Consider the following 20,235-nt stretch of genomic DNA (forward strand, 5'->3'; position numbering starts at 1 on the left):
CAGATCCGAAAAAGACCCAGCTTGACCTGGTGACAACTCTGGGTAACCATTACTCTGCGTGTTGATTTGAAGCTACCCGCGGCAGTCCATAGCGCCGACGGGGCGAACGAATGGAGAACCGCCGCATGGGCGACTACGCCAAGGCGCTAGGAGCCAAGCTCCGCGCGATCCGCCAGCAGCAGGGCTTGTCCCTGCACGGCGTCGAGCAGAAGTCGGGTGGCCGGTGGAAGGCCGTCGTCGTCGGCTCCTACGAGCGCGGGGACCGCGCCGTCACCGTGCAGAAGCTGGCCGAGCTGGCGGACTTCTACGGCGTGCCGGTGGTGGAGCTCCTGCCGGAGGGCCGCGTGCCGTCCGGGGCGGAACCGGCCACCAAGATCGTGATCAACCTCGAACGGCTGCAACAGCTGCCTGCCGAGAAGGTGGGCCCGCTGGCCCGCTACGCCGCGACCATCCAGAGCCAGCGCGGCGACTACAACGGCAAGGTGCTGTCCATCAGGACCGAGGACCTGCGCTCGCTGGCGATCATCTACGACATGACCCCGGGCGAGCTGACCGAGCAGCTGATCGACTGGGGAGTGCTGCCGCCCGAGGCGCGGCCGTCCAAGGAGGACTAGGGCGGTGGCGCACCCGAGCGTGGTCGTCGGGTGCGCCGCCGCTGGTCCTAGAGGGTCGCCCTGAGCCGGTCGGCGATGCCGCCGATGCGGCCGAGGACCCCGTTGACGAACCTGGGGGAATCATCGGTGGACAGCGACTTGGCCAGCTGCACGGCCTCATCGATCGCCACCGGGTCGGGCACGTCCTGGGCCCACAGCAGCTCGTAGAGGCCCAGCCGCAGGATCGCCAGGTCGACGGCGGGCATGCGGGCCAGGGTCCAGCCCTGGGCGTGCTCGGTCAGCAGCTCGTCGATGCGGCCCCGATGGGCGACGACGCCTTCCACCAGGGTCACCGTGTAGTCGTTGACCGGGGGCACGTCGGGCGAGCCGACCCGGTCGGCGAGCAGCGTGACCGGGTCGACGCCGCGGACGGCGGCCTCGAACAGCAGGTCGACCGCCCGCTTGCGGGCCTTGCTCCGGGCACCCATCTCAGCTGCTGACCCGGCCGAGGTAGCGCCCGTCGCGGGTGTCGACCTTGACCTTCTCGCCGGTGGTGACGAACAGCGGGACCTGGATCTCGGCGCCGGTCTCCAGCTTGGCGGGCTTGGTGCCGCCGGTGGAGCGGTCGCCCTGCAGGCCGGGGTCGGTGTGCTCGATGACCAGCTCGACCGAGGTGGGCAGCTCGATGAACAGCACATTGCCCTCGTGCGAGTTCACCGTCGCGGTGCTGTTCTCCAGCATGAACTTCGCGGCGTCGCCGACGGCCTTGGGGTCGATGGAGATCTGCTCGTAGGACTCGGTGTCCATGAACACGAACTCGGAGCCGTCGTTGTACAGGTAGGTCATGTCGCGGCGGTCGACGGTCGCGGTCTCGACCTTGACGCCTGCGTTGAAGGTCTTGTCGACCACCTTGCCGGTGAGCACGTGCTTGAGCTTGGTGCGCACGAACGCCGGGCCCTTGCCGGGCTTGACGTGCTGGAACTCCACGACGGACCAGAGCTGGCCCTCCAGGTTGAGCACCAGGCCGTTCTTCAGGTCGTTGGTCGAGGCCACGAGGTTGTTCTCCTGTGTTTCCGCGCGCCCGGCTGGCGTCTGACGACGGTCAGACGACCATGAGCTGCTTGGTGGTCAGCGTGAGGAGCTCGGGACCTGCGTCCCGCACGACGAGCGTGTCCTCGATGCGGACCCCGCCCCTGCCGGGCAGGTACACGCCCGGCTCGACGGTGACCGCCATGCCAGCGGCGAGTGTACCGCCGCCGGTCTTGGCCAGGCTGGGGGCCTCGTGGATCTGCAGCCCGACGCCGTGCCCGAGCCCGTGCGGGAACTGCTCGCCGCGCCCGGCCCGCTCGATCACCCCGCGCGCCGCCGCGTCGACGTCGGCGACCCGCGCGCCGGGCGCGAGCGCCCCGCGCCCCGCGGACTGGGCGAGCGCGACGAGGTCGTAGAGCTCGCGCTGCCAGTCGGCGGGCGCACCGAGCACGAGGGTGCGGGTCATGTCGGAGTGGTAGCCGTCGATGACCGCGCCGAAGTCGAGCTTCACCAGGTCACCGGCCCGCAGCACGGCGTCGGTCGGCCGGTGGTGCGGGATCGCCGAGTTCGCTCCCGCCGCCACGATGGAGGTGAAGCTGGGCGCGTCCGCGCCGTGGTCGAGCATCCTCGACTCCAGCTCCCGCCCCACCTCACGCTCGGTGCGCCCCACCCGCAGCCCACCGTGCTCGACCAGGTCGGCCAACGCCCGATCCGCCGCCGCACACGCCATCCGCAGCGCCTCGACCTCGGCCTCGTCCTTGACCAGCCGCAACCGCTCGACCAGCCCCGGCGCCCGCACCAGCTCCCCCGGCGATGCCGCGATGAGCACGTCGAGCCCGTCCACGCTCACGTGCTGGCTCTCGAACCCCACCCGCCCCCGCGCCTCGGCGGCCACGGCGGGCCCACTGGCCCGCTCGATGACGTGCCGCAGGTCGGGCACCTGCCGCCGCGCCTGCGTGGTGTAGCGCCCGTCGGTGCAGAACACGTCCACCCCGCCGGCGTCCTGGTCGGCCACGACGAGCATCGCCGCGTTGGATCCGGTGAACCCGCTCAGGTAGCGGACGTTGAGCAGGTCGAGGACGAGAAGCCCGTCGAGCCCCTGCTCACGGATCTGCGCGCGCAGGGCGTCCCGGCGGGAAGCGTGGGATTCGGCCATGCTCCCGAGCCTAGGACCGGGTCAAGCTACTCTCGCGTAATGCAGAGGTGGCTGATCCGTGGAGCGGTACTCGCGGTCGTCCACGCGACCGCCAACGTCGTGGTCTCCCTGCTGCGCGTGAAGGACCCCACCGGCCAGACCACAGTCTCCGCCCTGACCCTCGGCCTCTTGGCGGGAATCGCCGCCGTCTGGGCCGCCACCGACACCTGGCGCTCCGTCCCCGACCGAGGCCGGACCTGGGTCATCGCCTCCCTGATCGCGGGCTGGGGCTCAGCCGTCCTGGGCGTCATCGGCCGCGCCGCCTTCGTCGACGCCACCAGCACCAGCGCCCTGGGCTCAGCCCTCACCGGCGGCGCCGCCTTCACCGCCCTCCTGGTCCTCATCCCCGCCGCCCTGGGCCTCCTGACCGGCCCCTACCTGACCCGCTCCCCCACCCGCTGACCCCTCACCGCCTGACCCGCTCCCTGCCCGCCGACCTGTCCACAGGCTCGAAACACCCCTGGCAGCGGTCATGATCATCTCGATAACCTGGCGGCGGGGGGCCGGATACCCGGGCTGGTGAACCAGCCCGGGGCAGGCGCGACCTTCGCGGCGTGCGAAGCGATGGCCTCAGCTCAGTGCGGGCCCTCGTTCGTAGCGGTCCCAGCGGTCGGCGGGGATGTCCTCAGCCGCGGAGCTGTTGGCGTCCAAGGCCGCCGGGTCCGCCGTCCACAGCCTCCCGTCGTCCAGGACGAAGCCCACCTGCCCGCCGCTGCGCACGGCGTTGGCCCCCGCGGGCAGGCGGGCGCTGACCGCGACCTCGGCCAGGGCCGGAGCCCGGCGACCAGGCAGCAGCGCCGCGAAGCGCTCGGCCACCGACCGCCGCTCGACGCGCAGGACGTGCCCACCCCGGATGACGTCGATGGTCCGCTCCGGGGACAGCACGGCGTAGCCGTCCAGCGCGGCGAGGACCCGGGTGGGGTCGGCGCAGGCGCCGGTGCCGGTGAGGTCCAGGCCGAAGTGGGCGAGGCCGGTGGGGGCCGAGCCGACGGTGGTGGCCCGGATGAGGTCGATGGGCACGCGCTCGCACGGGTCGGCCGTCGAGCGCGGGGCGTGGCCGAGGCGGTCGCGGACCAGGCCGGGCCCCTCCGCCCACGGGCCGGGGACGAGCACACGGTGGTGTGGCTGGGTGCCGAACGCGCGGTCCCAGAAGGTCAGCGACGTCCCGCCCTCGGTCTGGTGGGCGATGACGAAGGCGCCGAGAGAGGCCACCCACATGATGTCGGCACTGAATGCGTCGACCACCGACCGCTCCCGCGGGCCGACGGGTCCGAACCCCGCGTGGCCGAGCAGCTCGACGCCGGACTGGAACGCCGGGTCCGGCGAGCGCAGGACGAACTGGCCCGCGCCGTTGGGTCCGGCGCCCTTGGCCGTGGTGTCGGTGACCATGAGGTGGAAGCGGCCATCGAGGTAGAACGCCGCGGGCTGGCCGACGCCGTAGGTGTTGTCCCGCAGGACGTCGCCCGCCGCGCCGAGGATCGGCGCGCCGCCGTTGGCGCGCCGCCACCGCTTCCCGTCCTCGCTCACCGCCAGACCGACGGCGTTGCCGTGCGCGTGGTCGCCCGCCGCGCCCGTGTAGTAGAGGTAGTAGGTGTCGCCGACCCTGATCACCGACGGGTCGCAGGTGTGCATGCCGTCGAAGCCGTCGCGGCTGCCGGAGAACACCGCCTGCCCGCCCGTGCCGTCCGGGCCGCGGAACGGTGTGCGCAGGTCCGGGGTCTCGGCGAGGAGGATGTCGTCACCCGGTGGCTGGGCCACGCCGAGCTGGCTGCACCACCACATGCGGTACTTGCCGTCTTCCTTGACCAGGGTCGGCGCGTAGTTGTACGGCGCGTCCCGGCCACCGGCGGCCACGACCCGCGCACTGCCGCGCCCGCTGTCGCTGCCGAGCGCGGTCGGCGCGACAGCCTTGGGCTGTGCCGCGGGCTGTGTCGTGGTCGGGGCGCTGGTCGGCGGCGGCACGCCTTCGGCCTGCGTGCTGCACGCGGACAGCCCTACGGCACCCACGAGCGACAACGCCAGGGCCGCGGCTGATCGCGGCCGCTGACCCCGGCTGGACATGAGCGGCGGGGACCTTCCGTACCGGCACAGCGACCCGGCCAGTCTAGGGAAGCGGCCGCTCGTGTCATCCCTTTGCTTTGTTGATCACACCCGGGAGGCGAGCCAGCGCAGCGCGAGGGCGTACCCCTCGACGCCGAGCCCGACGATCACGCCCGCGGCGATGTCGGACAGCACGCTGTGCCTGCGGAACTCCTCGCGCTTGTGCACGTTGGAGATGTGCACCTCGACCAGCGGCGCCGACAGCTGCGCGGCGGCGTCGCGCACCGCGATCGAGTAGTGCGTCCAGGCCCCCGCGTTGAGGACGACCGCAGCCCCGCGGTCGGCGGCCTCGTGCAGCCAGCCGATCATCTCGCCCTCGTGGTCGGTCTGGCGCACCTCGACGTCGGCGCCCAGCTCGCGCCCGGTCTTCTCGCACAGCTCGACCAGGTCGGCGTGCGTGGTGCTGCCGTAGACCTCGGGCTCGCGGGTGCCCAGCCTGCCGAGGTTCGGGCCGTTGAGGACCAGGATCACAGCAGCACCCCTCCCCCGGCCGACGGCTCGGCGGCGACGGCGGAGTAGGCGGCGGCCAGCAGCGCCGGGTCCGGGCCCTCCAGCCTGGTCGGCTTGGCCAGGCCGTCGAGGACGACGAAGCGCAGGACGCCGGACTTGGTCTTCTTGTCGCCGAGCATGCCCTCGACCAGCTCGGGCAGCGCGTCGGCCGCGTAGCTGACCGGCAGGCCCAGCGCGGTGAGGACGGAGCGGTGCCGGTCGGCGGTGGCGTCGTCGAGCTTGCCCGCCAGCCTGCCCAGCTCGGCGGCGAACACCATGCCGACGCTGATCGCCGCGCCGTGCCGCCACCGGTAGCGCTCGCGGCGCTCGATGGCGTGGCCCAGGGTGTGGCCGTAGTTGAGGATCTCGCGCAGGCTGGACTCGCGCAGGTCGCTGGCCACGACGTCGGCCTTGACCTGGATCTTGCGCCGCACCAGCTCGCCGATCACCGAGCCGTCGGGGTCGACGGCGGCGGCCGGGTCGGCCTCGATCAGGTCGAGGATGACCGGGTCGGCGATGAAGCCGCCTTTGACCACCTCGGCCATTCCCGCCACCAGCTCGTTGCGCGGCAGCGTGCTGAGCGTGGCCAGGTCGACCAGCACCGCGGATGGCTCGTGGAACGCTCCGACCAGGTTCTTCCCGGCGTCGGTGTTGATACCGGTCTTGCCGCCTACGGCCGCGTCGACCATGCCGAGCAGCGTGGTGGGCACGTTGACCAGCCGGACGCCGCGCATCCACGTCGCCGCGACGAACCCGGCGAGGTCGGTGACCGCCCCGCCCCCGAGCCCGATGACGGTGCCCTGCCGGTCCAAGCCGATCCGGCCGAGCACCTCCCAGCAGAACCCGGCCACCGACAGCGCCTTGCCGTCCTCGGCGTCGGGGATCTCGATGCGGTGCGCGTCGACCCCGGCCGCCAGCAGTTCCTCGCGGACCTGCTCGGCGGTCGCGGTCAGCGTCGGCTGGTGCACGATCGCCACCCTGGACGACGTGCGCACGGCCTCGACCAGCTCATCGAGCAGCCCCTTGCCGATGACCACGTCGTACGGGTTGGCCGTCGCCACCCTGATCCGGACGGGCTGCTCGGTTCCCACGGTGCTCAAGTCCTCTCCATCGCGGTGCTCTCCTGGCGCCTGCGCAGCTCTGCGACCACCCGCGCGACTACGTCGTCGGCACCGTGCGAGTCGGTGTCCACCTCCACGGTGGCCACCTCCCGGTACAGCGGCAACCGCGCGTCCAGCAGCGCCTTGAACGTCGCCCGCGGGTTCACGCCCGCCAGCAGTGGGCGCGCCGAGGACAGCCCGGTCCGCCGCACCCCCTCGGCCAGCCCGACCTTGAGGAACACGACGGTGTGCCGCGCCAGCAGCTCTCGGGTGCGCTCGGACAACACCGCGCCACCCCCCAGCGACAGCACCCCGGAGTGCTCGTCAAGCGCGACGGCGACGGCCCGCTCCTCGGCCGCGCGAAACGCGGGCTCACCGTCCTCGGTGAAGATGTCGGACACCGGCTTGCCCACGGCGGCGACCACGTCGGCGTCGGTGTCGCGGAACCCAACCCCGAGCGCGGCGGCCAGCGCCTCGCCCACGGTCGTCTTCCCGGCACCGGGCGGCCCGACGACCACCGCGATCGGGCTCACCAGCGCTCCCGCAGCGCGGTGAGGTAGCCGTCGAGATTGCGCTTGGTCTCCGGCAGCGAATCCCCGCCGAACTTCTCCAGCGCGGCCTCAGCGACCACCAGCGCCACGACCGACTCCAGCACGACCCCGGCCCGGGGCACCGCGCACACGTCCGAGCGCTGGTGGATGGCCACCGCCGGTTCGCCGGTCACCACGTCAACGGTCGCCAACGCGCGCGGCACCGTGGAGATGGGCTTCATCGCCACGCGCACCCGCAGGGGCTCACCGTTGGTGATGCCGCCCTCAAGCCCGCCCGCCCGGTTGGATCGCCTGGTCACGCCCGCGACAGTGCCTTCGGCCCTGTCGATCTCGTCGTGCGCCTGGCTGCCCCACCGGGTCGCGGTGGTGAACCCGTCGCCGACCTCGACGCCCTTCATGGCCTGCACGCCCATGAGCGCACCCGCCAGCCGGGAGTCAAGCCTGCGGTCCCAGTGCACGTGCGATCCCAGCCCCGGCGGCAGTCCATAGACGATGACCTCGATGACCCCGCCGACGGTGTCGCCCGCCTTCTTGACGGCCTCCACCTCGGCGACCATCGCCTCGGTCCCCGCCGGGTCGAACGCCCGCACCGGGCTGGCGTCGATCGCGGCCATGTCCTCCGGCCCCGGCAGCGGCCCCTCGGGCGCGACCGCCCCGCCGATGGAGACGACGTGGCTGACGATCTCGGCGCCGAACAGCTGCCGCAGGAAGTTCCGCGCCACCGTGCCCGCGGCGGTCCGTGCCGCCGTCTCCCGCGCGCTGGCCCGCTCAAGCACGGGCCGTGCCTCGTCAAACCCGTACTTCTGCATGCCAGGCAAGTCGGCGTGCCCCGGCCTCGGCCGGGTCAGCGGCTCGTTTCGCGCCTGCTCGGCGAGCACCTCCTGGTCCACCGGGTCAGCCGCCATGACGGTCTCCCACTTGGGCCACTCGGCGTTCTCGATCCGCACCGCGACCGGCCCGCCCTGGGTGAGGCCATGCCGCACCCCGCCGAGGATCTCGACGTGGTCGGTCTCGAACCCCATCCGCGGACTGCGTCCGAACCCGAGCCGCCGACGGGCCATCTGCTCGCCCAGGTCGGCGGTGGTGACCTGGACACCGGCCACCATTCCCTCAAGCACGGCCACCAACGCGGGCCCGTGCGATTCTCCAGCGGTCATCCAACGCAGCACACCGGGAATCCTGTCATGCCCACCGCCCCGGCTGACGCCCGGACCGCCTGCCCAGCACCCGACACCCACGCGAAACGCCCAGCTCAGCGCACTCGTGTCCGCTCAGCGAACATCCACCCTCCTTTCGATTCCACTCGATCTGTCCGCCTGTCGGGACGCCCCACCCCTTCAGACTCCTCCCGGACACGACCCCGACGCACTTCCCGAACCGGGGCACACGGGCCTCCGACTCCCGCGACTGGATGAGTGGTGCACAGCTCGGATTGGTGGTCGTAGACGGTCGGGGTGGCCGGTGGCGAGGTTGCGCCAGACGGCGGCGATGGGGTCGAGTTGACATCCGCAGGCGCGGCAAGTCCTTCGATCACACGGCGGTCACCGCCAAGACGCAGGCCGCCCCGAGCATGCCGGGGCCGTGCGGAGCGCCGCGGCGCCAGCGTGGCACTGAGGCGATCAGCACCAGCGTGATCACCGAGGCCAAGACGAGCGCGAGCAGCAACGCCTCCACCCCCAGCACACCCAGCACCGCGCCGACCGGTAGCGCGAGCTTGACGTCGCCGCCGCCGAGGGCGCCAGGACGAAGCGCCGCGACCAGGATGTGCACCGCCAAGAACACGCCCGCCCCCACCAGCGCCCGCAGCACCAAGGCCCAGCCTCCCCCGCCCAAAGCCGCCACAGCGAGCGCGGCACTCAGCAGCGGGAGTACGCCCACCGTCAACGCGTCCGGGAGCCTCTGGTGCCGCACGTCCACCACGACCAATGGCACCGACACCCACAGCAGCACGCAGGCGGTGGGCACCCACCAGCCGGGAAGATCCCCGCCTGCCCACAGCCAGGCCACTAGTCCCCAGAGGGCAGCCACAGCGACCTCGAAGGGCCCGGCTCGCACCGGCATTCCCCGTGGCAGCCTGACCAACGCCGACCGGGCAAGGGCACCTGCGGCCACGCCACCAGCTGTCAGGGCCGCGATGGCGACGGCTCCATTCGTGACGATCGCCGCGGCCGCCGCAGAAGCAATGCCAGTGACAGCAAGGAGTTCGGTGCGCATGTCCACCTCGGAGTGATCGGGATTGGGTCCGATGTCCAAGCTACGCGAACAGGCGTTCGATGCCAGGTGGTTCACCCGGTCGAGTGGATCAGAGCGAAAGCGGGACCGCGCCGCCGGTCGCGGCGTACAGGGCGTCGCGCATCTCAGCCCGGGGCGCGTCCTTCCCCGTGAACAGCGCGACCTGCCCGAAAGCCTGGTGCAGCAACATGTCCAGGCCAGTCGCCAGCCGCCCACCTCGCGCCAGCACAGCCTCGGCGACCGGGGTCGGCCAGGGGTGGTAGATCACGTCGAGCACGTGCCGCGCCCGTGCGAGCGAGCCCGCCAGCCCCGCCGTCGCCGCGGCTGGAGCCGTGTTCACCAGGACCGGCGCGGCGGAAGCCAGCGCGTCGAAGTCCACTTCAGACCACGGAAGCACCCGCAGCGGCAGCTCCAGCCGCCTCGCGCACTCGACGGCCTCGCCCGCCCGCGACGGCGATCGCACCACCACCACAGCGCTGGAGATCCCCAGCTCCACCAAGCCGGCCATCGCCGCGCACGCCGTGCCCCCCGCCCCCAGGACGACGGCTTCACCGCCCACCGAAGCGCAGCCGACGGCACGCAGCGCGCCAGTCACCCCGTCGATGTCCGTGCAGTCGGCATGCCACCCGTCCACGGTCCTGACCAGCGTGTTCGCCGCGCCGACCGCCTGGGCTCGCGCGGTCGCCGACGTCGCGAACGCGAGCGCGGCCCGCTTGCCGGGCATCGTCACCGACAGACCGACCCACTCGGGCCCCAAAGAGCCGACGAGCCCCGGCAAGCGCTCCTCGTCGCACTCGACCCGCTCGTACGTCCACTCCAGACCAAGCGCGGCATAGGCCGCGGAGTGCAGTACGGGCGAAAGCGAGTGCGCGACAGGCGAACCGAGTACCGCCGCACGCATCAGAAGGCGCCGTTCCGCCGAGCCAGTTCGCGGTTGGCCAGGTGCTTCTCGTAGGTGTCGGCGAAGCAGGAGGTGCCATCCTTCTCGCACAGCACGAAGAACAGCCAGTTGCCCGCCTCCGGCTCGATGATGGCGACGATGGCGTCCCTGCTCGGCGCGGAGATGGGAGTCGGGGTCAGGCCCGTGTTCTTGTAGGTGTTGTACGCCCCCGCGCGGCCGCGGTCGGCGTCGCTGGTGGCGATGTTAGGCCGGTCGAGCACGTAGTTGACCGTGGAGTCGAACGCCAGCTCCATGCCGATCTTGAGCCGGTTGTAGATCACCCGCGAGACCTTGCCGAAGTCCTTCAGGATGCCTTCGCGCTGCACCAGCGAGGCCATCGTGAGCACCTGGTAGGGCGTGAAGCCGGTGCCGTCGGCGATGGTCGGCAGGCCGAAGCTCTGCAGGAGCGCGGAGGAGTCCGTCAGGACCTTCTTCCACAGCTCCTCGGCCGTCGCGCCGGGGCGGACGTCGTACACCGAGGGCGCGATCAGGCCCTCCAGCCTGCGAGTCGGCTCGGCCTTGCCCGCGTCGGCGACAGCCCACTCGGGCACGCCCAGCGCGGCCAGGTCGCCGCTGGACGCGACCTTGCGCAGGTCCTCGACCTTGACGCAGGTGCTCTTGCCGTCCAGCTCCGCGCACGACGCCTTCGACAGCAGCGACACGATGCCGGGCGTGACCGAGCCGTCCTTCTTCTTGATGTCGTCCAGCTGCGTGCCCGGCTTGATCTGCAGGTTCCCGACCCGCGACTTCGGGTCCACGATCCGGGTGACGGCGTCCGCGCCGGAGATCTTCGTCCGCATGACGTAGAACCCGGGCTGCACCGCGCGCACGCGCGCGTCCGACTCCGAGGCCTCCACGAACGCCCGTGAGCTGGCCACCACGCCCTGCTCAGCGAGCGTGCCCGCGATGGCACCCGTCGAGTCGCCGCCCTTGACCTCGATGACGACGTCCTTCTCGCCCGTCCCGGCGAAGTCGTCGTAGCCGCCGAGGCCGGACAGCTGCCGCCAGCCGTACCAGACGCCCACGCCGATCAGCAGCACCACGATCAGGCCGAACACCGTCAGTTTGATCCGGCGTCCCCTGGAGCGGTTGTCGCGCTCGGTGTGCTCGTCGAACAGGCCGAGTTCGTCCTCGTTCATGACCCCTCCGCGGTCCGGGCGATCGCCGCCGCCCTTGCGTCGAGCCAGCCCTGCAGAATCTCGACCGCCGCGGCCTGGTCGACGACCGAGCGCTGCTTCTTGCCGCGGACGCCGCGGTCGCTGAGCATGCGCGTGGCCGACACCGTGGTCAAGCGTTCGTCAACCAGCCTGACCGGGACCGGAGCGACCCGCTGGGCCAGAACGGCCGCATAGGCCGAGGCACCCTCGGCCGCGAGTCCGTGCTTCCCGGCGAGGGTGCGGGGTAAACCGACCACCACTTCCACCACCTCGTGCTCGGCGACGAGCGCGGCGAGCTGGTCAATGTCCGTGCGGTTCCGCTCGTCGCGGGACAGGGTAACCAGCGGCGTGGCGAGCACTGGAGCCGGATCGCTCAACGCGACCCCGACCCGCACGGAGCCGACGTCCACGGCGAGCCTGCGCCCGCGCCCCGGATCGTCGGCCCCGGGCCGGTCAGGACGGGTCACGGGGTCAACGCACCGCGCAGCGCGGTGATGGCGGCGTCGATGCCGCCGGGCTCGGTGCCGCCGCCCTGGGCCATGTCCGGCTTGCCGCCGCCTCGGCCGCCGATGGCCGGGGAGAAGGCCGGGACGAGCTTGCCTGCGGCGAGGCCCGCGTCACGTCCGGCGGAAGTCGTGGCGACGACGAAGGCGACCTTGGGCCCGTCGGCCGAGAACAGCGCCACCACGCCCGGCCGGGCGCCGAGCCTGTTGCGGACCTCGACGGCGAGAGTGCGCAGGTCGTTGCCGCCGACGCCGTCAGGGGCGCGCAGAGCGACCAGCGCGGTGCCGTTGACGTCCTCGGCCTTGTCCGCCAGCTCACCGGCAGAGGACAGCAGCTGACCGGCGCGCAGCTTCTCCAGTTCCTTCTCGGCTTGGCGCAGACGCTCGACCAGCGCCTCGACGCGCGCGGGCACCTCCTCGTCGGGCACGCGGAGCATGCCGGCGAGGTTCTGAACAAGCGCGCGCTCCTTGGCCAGGTAGCGCATGGCGTCCATACCGACGTAGGCCTCAAGGCGACGGCTACCGGAGCCGACCGACGACTCGCCGATCACGGTGATCGGACCGATCTGCGCCGAGCGCTCGACGTGGGTCCCACCGCACAGCTCGCGCGACCAGGGCCCACCGATCTCCACGACGCGCACGGTCTCGTCGTAGGTCTCGCCGAACAGGGCGACCGCACCCATGTCCTGGGCGCCGCCCATGTCGGTGTAGACGACGCGAACCGGCAGGTCATTGCGTACGGCGAGGTTCGAGACCTCTTCGATCTCGCTGCGCGACTCCGGGGACAGCGCTCCCGCCCAGGCGAAGTCGAGACGCAGATAGCCGGGCTTGTTGTACGAGCCGCTCTGCAGCGCGCTGGGGCCAAGCACCTCGCGCAGAGCCGCGTGCACGACGTGCGTGCCCGAGTGGCCCTGACGAGCGCCGACACGCCACTCCGGGTCCACCTGCGTCTGCACGGCGATGCCTTCGGTGACCTCGCCCTTGCGCACGCGCGCCTGGTGCACCCACAGCTTGCGGGCGACCTTCTGCACGTCGAGGACTTCCAGCTCGACGCCGTCGCCGACGATGAGACCGGCGTCGGACACCTGCCCGCCGGACTCGGCGTAGAGCGAAGTCCGGTCGACCACGATCTCGACGATGTCGCCCTCGCTCGCCGACGGCACCCGAACGCCTTCGCGGACGATGCCGCGCACGACCGCCTCGGTGTCCAGCTCCTGGTAGCCGGTGAACTCGGTGGCGCCGAGCGCGAGCAGGTCGCGGTAGACGGTCTGGTCGCCGTGACCGGTCTTCTTGACCGCGGCCTTCGCGCGGGCGCGCTGCTCGGCCATCAGGTCGCGGAAGCCCTGCTCATCGACCGTCAGGCCCTTCTCCGAGGCCATCTCCAGGGTCAGGTCGATCGGGAAGCCGTAGGTGTCGTGCAGCTGGAAGGCCTTGTCACCGGGCAGCTGGGAGCCGCCGTCGTCCTTGATCTTCGTCGCGGCGACGTCGAAGATCTTCAGGCCGCTGGCCAGCGTGCCGAGGAAGGTCTCCTCCTCGTTGCGCACGACCGCCTCAATGCGCGGGAAGTCCTTGACCAGGTCCGGGTAGAGCGGGCCCATGGTGTCGCGGACGACGGCGGCGAACTCCGGCAGCACCGGGTCGGTCACGCCGAGCAGGCGCACCGAGCGCACGATGCGGCGCAGCAGGCGGCGCAGCACGTAGCCGCGGGCCTCGTTGCCGGGGGTGACGCCGTCGCCGATCAGCATGATGCCGCTGCGGGCGTGGTCGGCGATGACGCGGAAGCGCACGTCGTCAACCGGGTTGCCCGAGCCGTACCGGCGGCCGGACATCTCCTCGGCCTTGCTGATCACCGGGCGGACGAGGTCGGTCTCGTAGACGTTGTCGACGCCCTGGAGCAGGTAGGCGACGCGCTCGATGCCCATGCCGGTGTCGATGTTCTTCTGCGGCAGGGTGCCGATCGGGGCGTGGCCGTTCTTGGGGCTCTGCTCGCCGCGGACGTCCTGCATGAAGACCAGGTTCCAGATCTCCAGGTACCTGTCCTCGTCGACGACCGGGCCGCCGTCCTTGCCGTGCTCGGGGCCGCGGTCGTAGTAGATCTCCGAGCAGGGGCCGCCGGGGCCGGGCACGCCCATGTCCCAGTAGTTGTCCTTGCCGTCGCGGCGCTGGATGCGCTCGACGGGCAGGCCGGCGATCTTCTGCCAGAGCTCGAAGGCCTCGTCGTCGTCGTCGTAGACCGTCGCCCAGATGCGGTCCGGGTCGAAGCCGTAGCCGCCGTCGGCCTGGCTGCCGGTGACCAGCGTCCAGGCGTGCTCGATGGCGCCGGCCTTGAAGTAGTCGCCGAAGGAGAAGTTGCCCGCCATCTGGAAGAACGTGTTGTGGCGGGTGGTCTTGCCGACCTCATCGATGTCGCCGGTGCGCACGCACTTCTGCACGCTCGTGGCGGTGCTGTACGGCGGCGGGGCCTCACCCAGGAAGTAGGGCTTGAACTGCACCATCCCGGCGTTGACGAAGAGCAGGTTGGGGTCGTCGAGGATCAGGGACGCGCTGGGCACCTCCGTGTGCCCGGCGTCCTTGAAGTGCGTGGTGAAGCGACGGGAGATCTCATGGGTCTGCACGGTCGTGTCCTCGGTGGGTCTGAGCGGCGAGCAGGACGGCGAAGGCGGAGGGTCGGGTCAGGCTCGACCGTCCGCCCGACGCGCTCGCGCGTCGGTGCGGCGGGCGGGCACGCCGCTGCGGCGCTCCACCATCGTGGCCAGCTCGTCCTCGCGCTCGGACATCCCGGCGCGGACGTCGGCGCCGAACGCGCCGATGGCCCCGGCCAGCTCGCGGACCGCGTCGCCGACGTTCTCGGCCACGCCCGCCGGGGTGGCCGCGTGCGCGGTGCGGCGGGCTTTGCGGGACAGGGCGACGCCCGCGGCGACGCCGAGGCCCATCCAGAACAGGCGGCTCACGGTCGACCCCCGCGGCGCTTGCGGCGCACGTGCTTGCCCTCGACCTCGCCCTTGCCGCGGCGGCGGGCCTTGATGGCCTTGCCGACGCCGTAGGACAGGGCGGCGACCTTCACCAGCGGACCACCGAGGGTCGCGGTGAACACCGAGGTCAGCGCGGAGACGTTCCCCGTGACGGCCTGCGCGTTGGCGGTGATGCCGTCGACCCGCTCCAGCTGGGCGTTGACGTGGGAGATCGTGGTGTTGGCCCCGGTGAAGATCGGATCACTCTTCTCGTGGGCCTTGCGGATGGCGACCGTGGTCTCGTCCAGGGTCCTGCCGAGCTTGAACAGCACGATGCACAGCACGATCGCCACGAGCAGGACAGCGCTGGCGCCGACCACCAAGGCAATGTCCCCTGCGCTCACACGCCCTCCTCATCCGGGAAACGATGCGCGCCAGGCTACCGCGCGCCCCGGCCACCGCTGCTGCCGGACCAGTTTCCGCTCATCTACCCATTTCGGCCAACCGTATTCCCGGCAATGTGGATAACCCACCCCTGTGGACAACTTTCGCCGCCCCACCCCCGAATTCGGGCTTACTGGTCTCGTACGACCCGCCGCAACTTCGGGAGGCGATCCGCCAATGCGCGTTCGGAACCACGATTCGTGGGGTTGTAGTAGTCCCGGCCGACCAACTCGTCCGGGGGGTACTGCTGCGCGAGCACACCCTCGGGCACGTCGTGCGGGTAGCGGTAGCCGGTGGCGTTGCCGAGCTGCTTGGCGCCCGCGTAGTGACCATCCCGGAGGTGGGGCGGGACGGTCCCCGCCGCGCCGCCGCGCACGTCGGAGAGCGCGGCGTCGATGCCCGCGATGACGGCGTTGGACTTGGGCGCGGTGGCCAGGTGCACGGTGGCCTGGGCCAGCGCGAGCCTGCCCTCGGGCATGCCGATCATCTGCACCGCCTGCGCGGCGGCCACGGCCGTCTGCAGCGCGGTCGGGTCGGCCATGCCGATGTCCTCGCTGGCGTGCACGATCAGGCGACGGGCGATGAACCGCGGATCTTCGCCCGCCTCGACCATGCGGGCCAGGTAGTGCAGGGCGGCGTCCACGTCGGAGCCGCGGATCGACTTGATGAACGCGCTGATGACGTCGTAGTGCTGGTCGCCTTGGCGGTCGTAGCGGACGGCGGCCTTGTCCACTGTGGCCTCGACGGTGGCGAGGTCGATGGCCTTGCCCTGGGCCTGCGCCGAATCCGCCGCGGCCTCCAGGGCGGTCAGCGCCCGGCGCGCGTCACCGCCCGCGAGCCGGACGATGTGGTCCTCGGCGTCGGCGTCGAGGGTGACGGCGTCGGCCAGGCCGCGCTCGTCGGCGACGGCGCGGCGCACGAGGGCGCGCACCGCGTCGTCGTCCAGGGTCTTGAGTTGGAGCACGAGCGAACGGGAGAGGAGTGGCGAGACGACGGAGAAGAACGGGTTCTCGGTGGTGGCCGCGACGAGCAGCACGGTCCGGTCCTCGACCGCGCCGAGCAGGGCGTCCTGCTGGGTGCGGGAGAAGCGGTGGACCTCGTCGATGAACAGGACGGTCGACTCCCCGGAGCGGCCGAGCCTGCGGCGGGCGTCATCGATGACGGCGCGGACCTCCTTGACGCCCGCGGTCAGCGCGGAGAGCGCGACGAAACGCCGACCGATGGCTGAGGAGACCAGCGTGGCCAGCGTCGTCTTCCCGGTCCCGGGCGGCCCGTAGAGCAGCAGCGACGCGGGCGCGGCGCCTTCGACCAGCCTGCGCAGGGGGGCGCCGGGTCCCAGCAGGTGGTCCTGCCCGACGACCTCGCCGAGCACGGCGGGCCGCATCCGCACGGCGAGCGGGGCCTGCCGGTCGGGCCGCCCTTCGCGGGTGGGCGGATCACCGAACAGATCGAGGTCGAACTCCTGTTCCACAACCCGCGACGCTACCCGCCCGCGCCGACACACCCCCGGAGGTGCCCGCCAACCACATCCTTGCCCGCCCCGCCCAGCTCTGCGCCCATCACCAACCAATGTCGCGCGCGGTCGACACCGGCCGCCGGAAAGGAGACGCCATGTAGCCAGCACACCGCCGTGCACAGTCACGGCTCCTCCTACACACAGCAGACCGCCGGTCTGCCCACTGCTCAGGGCGACTCTGTTGCCGCGGCCACGGCGCTCCAGCATCCCCCGGCGTAGGCCGGGAGGGTGGGGGCCTGGCTGCGGGGTCGCAGGGCGCCTGCCCGCGGGTGGGTGTGGTGTCGGACGCATCGGCGGGAATGGCGGCGGGCGTGCTTCCGGTGCGGGTGCGGGCGTGGGACGATGGTTCCCCGTGGCGCTGATTCCGGTGATCCTGCTGTCTGGCCCGTCTGGGGCGGGGAAGTCGACGCTCGCGGCTCGGCTGGGGCTGCCCGTGTTGCGGCTGGACGACTTCTATCGCGATGGCGACGATCCGTTGCTGCCCCGGGACGCCGCTGGGCGGGCGGACTGGGACGCGCCGGGGTCGTGGTTGGCCGATGAGGCCGTCGAGGCGATCGTCGCGCTGGCCACGACCGGGGAAGTCGACGCGCCTCGGTACGAGCTCGCGCAGGACGGGCGGGTCGGCACGACCAAGGTCGTCGCGAGCGGGGCTCCCGCGTTCGTGGCTGAGGGGCTGTTCGCCGACCGGATCGTTGAGGCGTGCCGGGGTGCGGGGGTTCTCGCGGACGCTGTCGTGGTGGCTCCGAACTCGGCGACGACGTTCGTCCGACGTCTCGCGCGGGACGTGGCCGAGTCGCGGAAGGGGCTGGGGCTGCTGCTTCGGCGTGGGCTGCGGCTGTGGCGTGAGCACGGGCAGGTCGTTCGGCGGTGCGAGACGGCGGGGATGACCAGGTGCACCCCGCCGGAGGCGGCTGAGCGGCTGAGTCGGTGGAGCGGGGCGAACAGTCGCGGGCAGGACGAGCCGCTGGCTGCGTGACTGCGGTAACGCGACCAGCAGAACCGACCATCGGACTTCTACCTGCGACAACGCGCCCAGCAGGACCAGCCACCGGACGACTGGCGTGCGGCGGAAGGCGGGCGGGCTCGCGGGGTGGCTGGTGGGGCGGCCCGGCGTGCGTGCCAGCGGGCGGCTCGGCGTGCGAGGGGGCGGTTTCGGCGCGCCTTGAGGCTGAAGGCGTCAAGGGCGGTGATCCGTGTGGTGAGGGTTGGGGCGGAGCAGCAGGGGAAGCAGGTCGCGGCCTCGGCGGCAGAGCCAGGGGAAGCCTTTGGCGATCAGCCAGGCCAGGTGGTGGGCGGTGGTGGTCCGGCGGCCGCCTTCGCAGGTCAGGCTGACCGGGGTGGGGATGGCGCATCCGAGTGCGGCCAGGCGGTCGGCGAAGCCGGTGGCCAGGAGGCGGTGGCCGTACTCGGAGGGGTGCAGGCGGTCGACGCTCCAAACGGCTTGTTCGTAGGCGCCGGGGAGGGCGTGGAGGTCGAGCAGGGTGGCGTGGGTTTCGGTGGTGACGGTGTCGATCACCTCGTTGAGTCGGTCGATGCGGGACTTCAGGGCGGTCTTGAGCCTGGCGGGCATGCGGAAGACGCGGCCGTGGTCGTGGTAGCGGGCCAGGACGACCCGTGCGCCGTGGTGGTGCAGCTTCACCACGACGTGGCGCAGGTCGGCGCGCAGGCGGGCGGGGTCGAAGTCGGAGCGGAGGGTGTCGTTCATGCCTGCGATGACGATCGCGGCGTCGGGGCGGTAGGCCAGGGCGGCGGGAAGCTGGCGGTGGCGCACGCAGGCCACGCGGGCGCCTTGGGCGGCGAGGTTCAGCTCGGTGGCGCCCAGGGACGCCGCCAGCAGGGGGCCGACGCCGCGCCAGCCGCCGCCCGGCAGCGGGTCGCCCACGCCGACGCAGGTGGAGTCGCCGAGGACGGCCAGGCGGTCCGCGGTCCAGGTCAGCGTGTCAATTCCCAGCGCGCTCACGCGACCACGATCGGGGGTTCGACCACACCGCCGGTGAGAACTGGGTGACCCGGGGTGGACGGCCCGGCGAAGTCTCCGTGTGCGGGTCGGCCGTCGTAGGGTGCGGGGCATGGCTTTGGTTGATCGCGTGCTGCTGGGTCCCGGTCCGTCCAACCCGTACCCCGAGGCGACGGCCGCGCTCGGGGCGCCGCTGCTCGGGCACCTCGACCCGGTGTTCCTCGGCGTCCTGGACGAGACCTGCGCCCGCCTGCGCACCGTCTGGGGCACCGAGAACGCCAGGACCCTGCCGCTGTCGGGGACCGGCTCCATCGGGATGGAGGCGGGGTTCGCGAACTTCGTCCGGCCGGGGGACGTCGTCGTGGTGGCGGTGAACGGGCTGTTCGGCGAGCGGATGTGCGACGTCGCGGGCCGGTACGGGGCCGAGGTCGTGCGGGTGGACCACGAGTGGGGGCAGCCGGTGGACGTGCGGCGGGTGGTCGAGGCGCACCCGCGGCCGTCGATCGTGGCGGTCGTGCACGCCGAGACGTCGACCGGGGTGCGCAGCGACATCGCGGCCCTGGCCGAGGCGGTGCACGAGGACGCGCTGGTGCTGGCCGACTGCGTCACCTCGCTGGCGGGCATCCCCGTCGACGTCGACGGGTGGGGTGTGGACATCGCCTATTCGGGGACGCAGAAGTGCCTGGGGGTCTCCCCCGGACTCGCTCCGTTCACCGTCTCGCCGAAGGCCTGGGAGCGGCGGGTCGAGCGCCCGCCGACGTGGTACCTCGACCTCAACCTGATCGGGGCGTACGTCGACGGCGGGCAGGGCGGGCGGACGTACCACCACACGGCACCGGTGGCGCTGATCGCGTCCTTGCACGCGGCGCTCGGGCGGATTCTGGAAGAGGGGCTCGACGCGGTGCACGCGCGGCACCAGGCGGCCGGTGAGCACCTGCAGGGCGGGCTCCAGGAGATGGGGCTGGAACTGTTCGCCGCGGAGGGGCACCGGTTGCCGGAGCTGACCACCGTCCGTGTGCCCGACGGGGTGGACTCGGCGAAGGTGCGGCGGGTTCTGCTGACCGAGCACAACATCGAGATCGGCGCGGGCGCCGGGGCCTACGCGTCGTCGGTGTGGCGGATCGGGCTCATGGGGCACAACGCCCGGATCGAGCGGGCCGACCTGGTGCTGGCGACGCTGGCCCGGCTGATCAAGGGGTAGTGCGGCGGGCGGGAAGCCTGGAGACGGTGTGCCCGGGGTGGAAGAGGGACCCTACGGGCTGAGGGTGGGCCGGTCGGTCGCGCAGCCTGGAACAGGTGGCCGTGACCGGCTGGACCGCGCCCGGGTGGAGGCGGTCGAGCGAGCCGGCGCGGGGGGAGGTCCGGCCGGCGGGGCTGAGCAGGCGGAGCGCGGCTGGTGAGGCGCGGGAGGTTGAGCGGGCGCGGCTAGTGGGTGGGAGCAGGTGACGGCAGCCACGTGGTGGAGGCCGAGGGGCGCA

Annotated in this window: 21 protein-coding genes; 4 read left to right on the forward strand and 17 right to left on the reverse strand. The window is 72.1% G+C overall.

Annotated elements, in window-relative coordinates; all coding sequences use genetic code 11:
• Positions 1 to 125: 125 nt before the first annotated feature.
• Positions 126 to 614, forward strand: a complete 489-nt coding sequence (gene bldD / locus ACFPM7_RS16120; protein ID WP_018686187.1) for a transcriptional regulator BldD — start codon at positions 126 to 128, stop codon at positions 612 to 614.
• A 47-nt stretch (positions 615 to 661) separates the two neighbouring features.
• Here bldD and nusB read toward each other — a convergent pair whose 3' ends face one another.
• Genes nusB through ACFPM7_RS16135 form a run of 3 tightly spaced genes read right to left on the reverse strand, consistent with a single transcriptional unit; the run spans position 662 to position 2,778 of the window.
• Positions 662 to 1,081 (reverse strand): transcription antitermination factor NusB, encoded by a 420-nt coding sequence (nusB, locus tag ACFPM7_RS16125; RefSeq protein ID WP_378248438.1) that lies wholly within the window; start codon positions 1,079 to 1,081, stop codon positions 662 to 664.
• 1 nt (position 1,082) lies between these two features.
• A complete protein-coding gene (gene efp / locus ACFPM7_RS16130) occupies positions 1,083 to 1,646 on the reverse strand; it encodes an elongation factor P (RefSeq protein WP_378248439.1) in 564 nt (187 codons plus the stop codon).
• 49 nt (positions 1,647 to 1,695) lie between these two features.
• Positions 1,696 to 2,778 carry a M24 family metallopeptidase gene (locus ACFPM7_RS16135; protein ID WP_378248440.1) on the reverse strand — a complete coding sequence of 361 codons (1,083 nt, stop codon included), beginning with the start codon at positions 2,776 to 2,778 and terminating at the stop codon, positions 1,696 to 1,698.
• A 39-nt stretch (positions 2,779 to 2,817) separates the two neighbouring features.
• On the opposite strand from ACFPM7_RS16135, the gene ACFPM7_RS16140 reads away from it, so the two are divergent.
• A complete protein-coding gene (locus tag ACFPM7_RS16140; RefSeq protein WP_378248441.1) occupies positions 2,818 to 3,219 on the forward strand; it encodes a B-4DMT family transporter in 402 nt (133 codons plus the stop codon).
• A 168-nt stretch (positions 3,220 to 3,387) separates the two neighbouring features.
• Here the strand turns inward: ACFPM7_RS16140 and ACFPM7_RS16145 are convergent, their stop codons facing one another.
• The 13 genes from ACFPM7_RS16145 to ACFPM7_RS16205 all read right to left on the reverse strand — a co-directional run bounded on the left by ACFPM7_RS16145 (position 3,388) and on the right by ACFPM7_RS16205 (position 16,731).
• Complete coding sequence (locus ACFPM7_RS16145; RefSeq protein ID WP_378248442.1) at positions 3,388 to 4,824, reverse strand: beta-xylosidase; 1,437 nt, start codon at positions 4,822 to 4,824, stop codon at positions 3,388 to 3,390.
• A 138-nt stretch (positions 4,825 to 4,962) separates the two neighbouring features.
• Positions 4,963 to 5,388, reverse strand: coding sequence for a type II 3-dehydroquinate dehydratase (aroQ, locus tag ACFPM7_RS16150; protein ID WP_378248443.1), 426 nt, complete (start codon positions 5,386 to 5,388; stop codon positions 4,963 to 4,965).
• Complete coding sequence (aroB, locus tag ACFPM7_RS16155; protein WP_378248670.1) at positions 5,385 to 6,497, reverse strand: 3-dehydroquinate synthase; 1,113 nt, start codon at positions 6,495 to 6,497, stop codon at positions 5,385 to 5,387. Before aroB ends, aroQ begins: the two co-directional genes overlap by 4 nt.
• A gap of 5 nt (positions 6,498 to 6,502) precedes the next feature.
• Positions 6,503 to 7,039: a shikimate kinase gene (locus ACFPM7_RS16160; RefSeq protein WP_378248444.1), complete on the reverse strand. Its 537-nt coding sequence runs from the start codon at positions 7,037 to 7,039 to the stop codon at positions 6,503 to 6,505.
• Positions 7,036 to 8,226 (reverse strand): chorismate synthase, encoded by a 1,191-nt coding sequence (gene aroC / locus ACFPM7_RS16165; protein ID WP_378248445.1) that lies wholly within the window; start codon positions 8,224 to 8,226, stop codon positions 7,036 to 7,038. The genes ACFPM7_RS16160 and aroC overlap by 4 nt, the downstream gene beginning before the upstream one ends.
• A gap of 361 nt (positions 8,227 to 8,587) precedes the next feature.
• Entirely contained in the window at positions 8,588 to 9,112 is a 525-nt protein-coding gene (locus ACFPM7_RS16170) for a prepilin peptidase (protein WP_378248446.1), read from the reverse strand.
• Positions 9,113 to 9,359: 247 nt separating this feature from the next.
• On the reverse strand, positions 9,360 to 10,190 hold the full coding sequence (locus ACFPM7_RS16175; RefSeq protein ID WP_378248447.1) for a shikimate dehydrogenase: 831 nt from the start codon (positions 10,188 to 10,190) through the stop codon (positions 9,360 to 9,362).
• Entirely contained in the window at positions 10,190 to 11,368 is a 1,179-nt protein-coding gene (mltG, locus tag ACFPM7_RS16180; RefSeq protein ID WP_378248448.1) for an endolytic transglycosylase MltG, read from the reverse strand. The genes ACFPM7_RS16175 and mltG overlap by 1 nt, the downstream gene beginning before the upstream one ends.
• Positions 11,365 to 11,853 (reverse strand): Holliday junction resolvase RuvX, encoded by a 489-nt coding sequence (ruvX, locus tag ACFPM7_RS16185; RefSeq protein ID WP_378248449.1) that lies wholly within the window; start codon positions 11,851 to 11,853, stop codon positions 11,365 to 11,367. Before ruvX ends, mltG begins: the two co-directional genes overlap by 4 nt.
• Entirely contained in the window at positions 11,850 to 14,504 is a 2,655-nt protein-coding gene (gene alaS, locus ACFPM7_RS16190; RefSeq protein WP_378248450.1) for an alanine--tRNA ligase, read from the reverse strand. The genes ruvX and alaS overlap by 4 nt, the downstream gene beginning before the upstream one ends.
• A 57-nt stretch (positions 14,505 to 14,561) precedes the next feature.
• Positions 14,562 to 14,840 (reverse strand): hypothetical protein, encoded by a 279-nt coding sequence (locus ACFPM7_RS16195; RefSeq protein WP_378248451.1) that lies wholly within the window; start codon positions 14,838 to 14,840, stop codon positions 14,562 to 14,564.
• On the reverse strand, positions 14,837 to 15,244 hold the full coding sequence (locus ACFPM7_RS16200) for a DUF948 domain-containing protein (protein WP_378248452.1): 408 nt from the start codon (positions 15,242 to 15,244) through the stop codon (positions 14,837 to 14,839). The genes ACFPM7_RS16195 and ACFPM7_RS16200 overlap by 4 nt, the downstream gene beginning before the upstream one ends.
• Before the next feature lie 170 nt (positions 15,245 to 15,414).
• The gene (locus tag ACFPM7_RS16205; protein WP_378248671.1) at positions 15,415 to 16,731 is read right to left on the reverse strand and encodes a replication-associated recombination protein A; all 1,317 of its coding nucleotides are present in this window, start codon (positions 16,729 to 16,731) and stop codon (positions 15,415 to 15,417) included.
• A 421-nt stretch (positions 16,732 to 17,152) separates the two neighbouring features.
• Between ACFPM7_RS16205 and ACFPM7_RS16210 the strand changes: the two genes are divergently transcribed.
• Positions 17,153 to 17,776 (forward strand): uridine kinase family protein, encoded by a 624-nt coding sequence (locus ACFPM7_RS16210; protein WP_378248453.1) that lies wholly within the window; start codon positions 17,153 to 17,155, stop codon positions 17,774 to 17,776.
• 201 nt (positions 17,777 to 17,977) lie between these two features.
• Here ACFPM7_RS16210 and ACFPM7_RS16215 read toward each other — a convergent pair whose 3' ends face one another.
• Positions 17,978 to 18,760 carry an SGNH/GDSL hydrolase family protein gene (locus ACFPM7_RS16215; protein ID WP_378248454.1) on the reverse strand — a complete coding sequence of 261 codons (783 nt, stop codon included), beginning with the start codon at positions 18,758 to 18,760 and terminating at the stop codon, positions 17,978 to 17,980.
• Between the two features lie 109 nt (positions 18,761 to 18,869).
• Here ACFPM7_RS16215 and ACFPM7_RS16220 point away from each other — a divergent pair, with 109 nt between their 5' ends.
• Entirely contained in the window at positions 18,870 to 19,958 is a 1,089-nt protein-coding gene (locus tag ACFPM7_RS16220) for a pyridoxal-phosphate-dependent aminotransferase family protein (protein ID WP_378248455.1), read from the forward strand.
• The last annotated feature ends 277 nt before the right edge of the window (positions 19,959 to 20,235 follow it).

The organism is Actinokineospora guangxiensis (assembly GCF_042657845.1).
GTDB lineage: Bacteria > Actinomycetota > Actinomycetes > Mycobacteriales > Pseudonocardiaceae > Actinokineospora > Actinokineospora guangxiensis.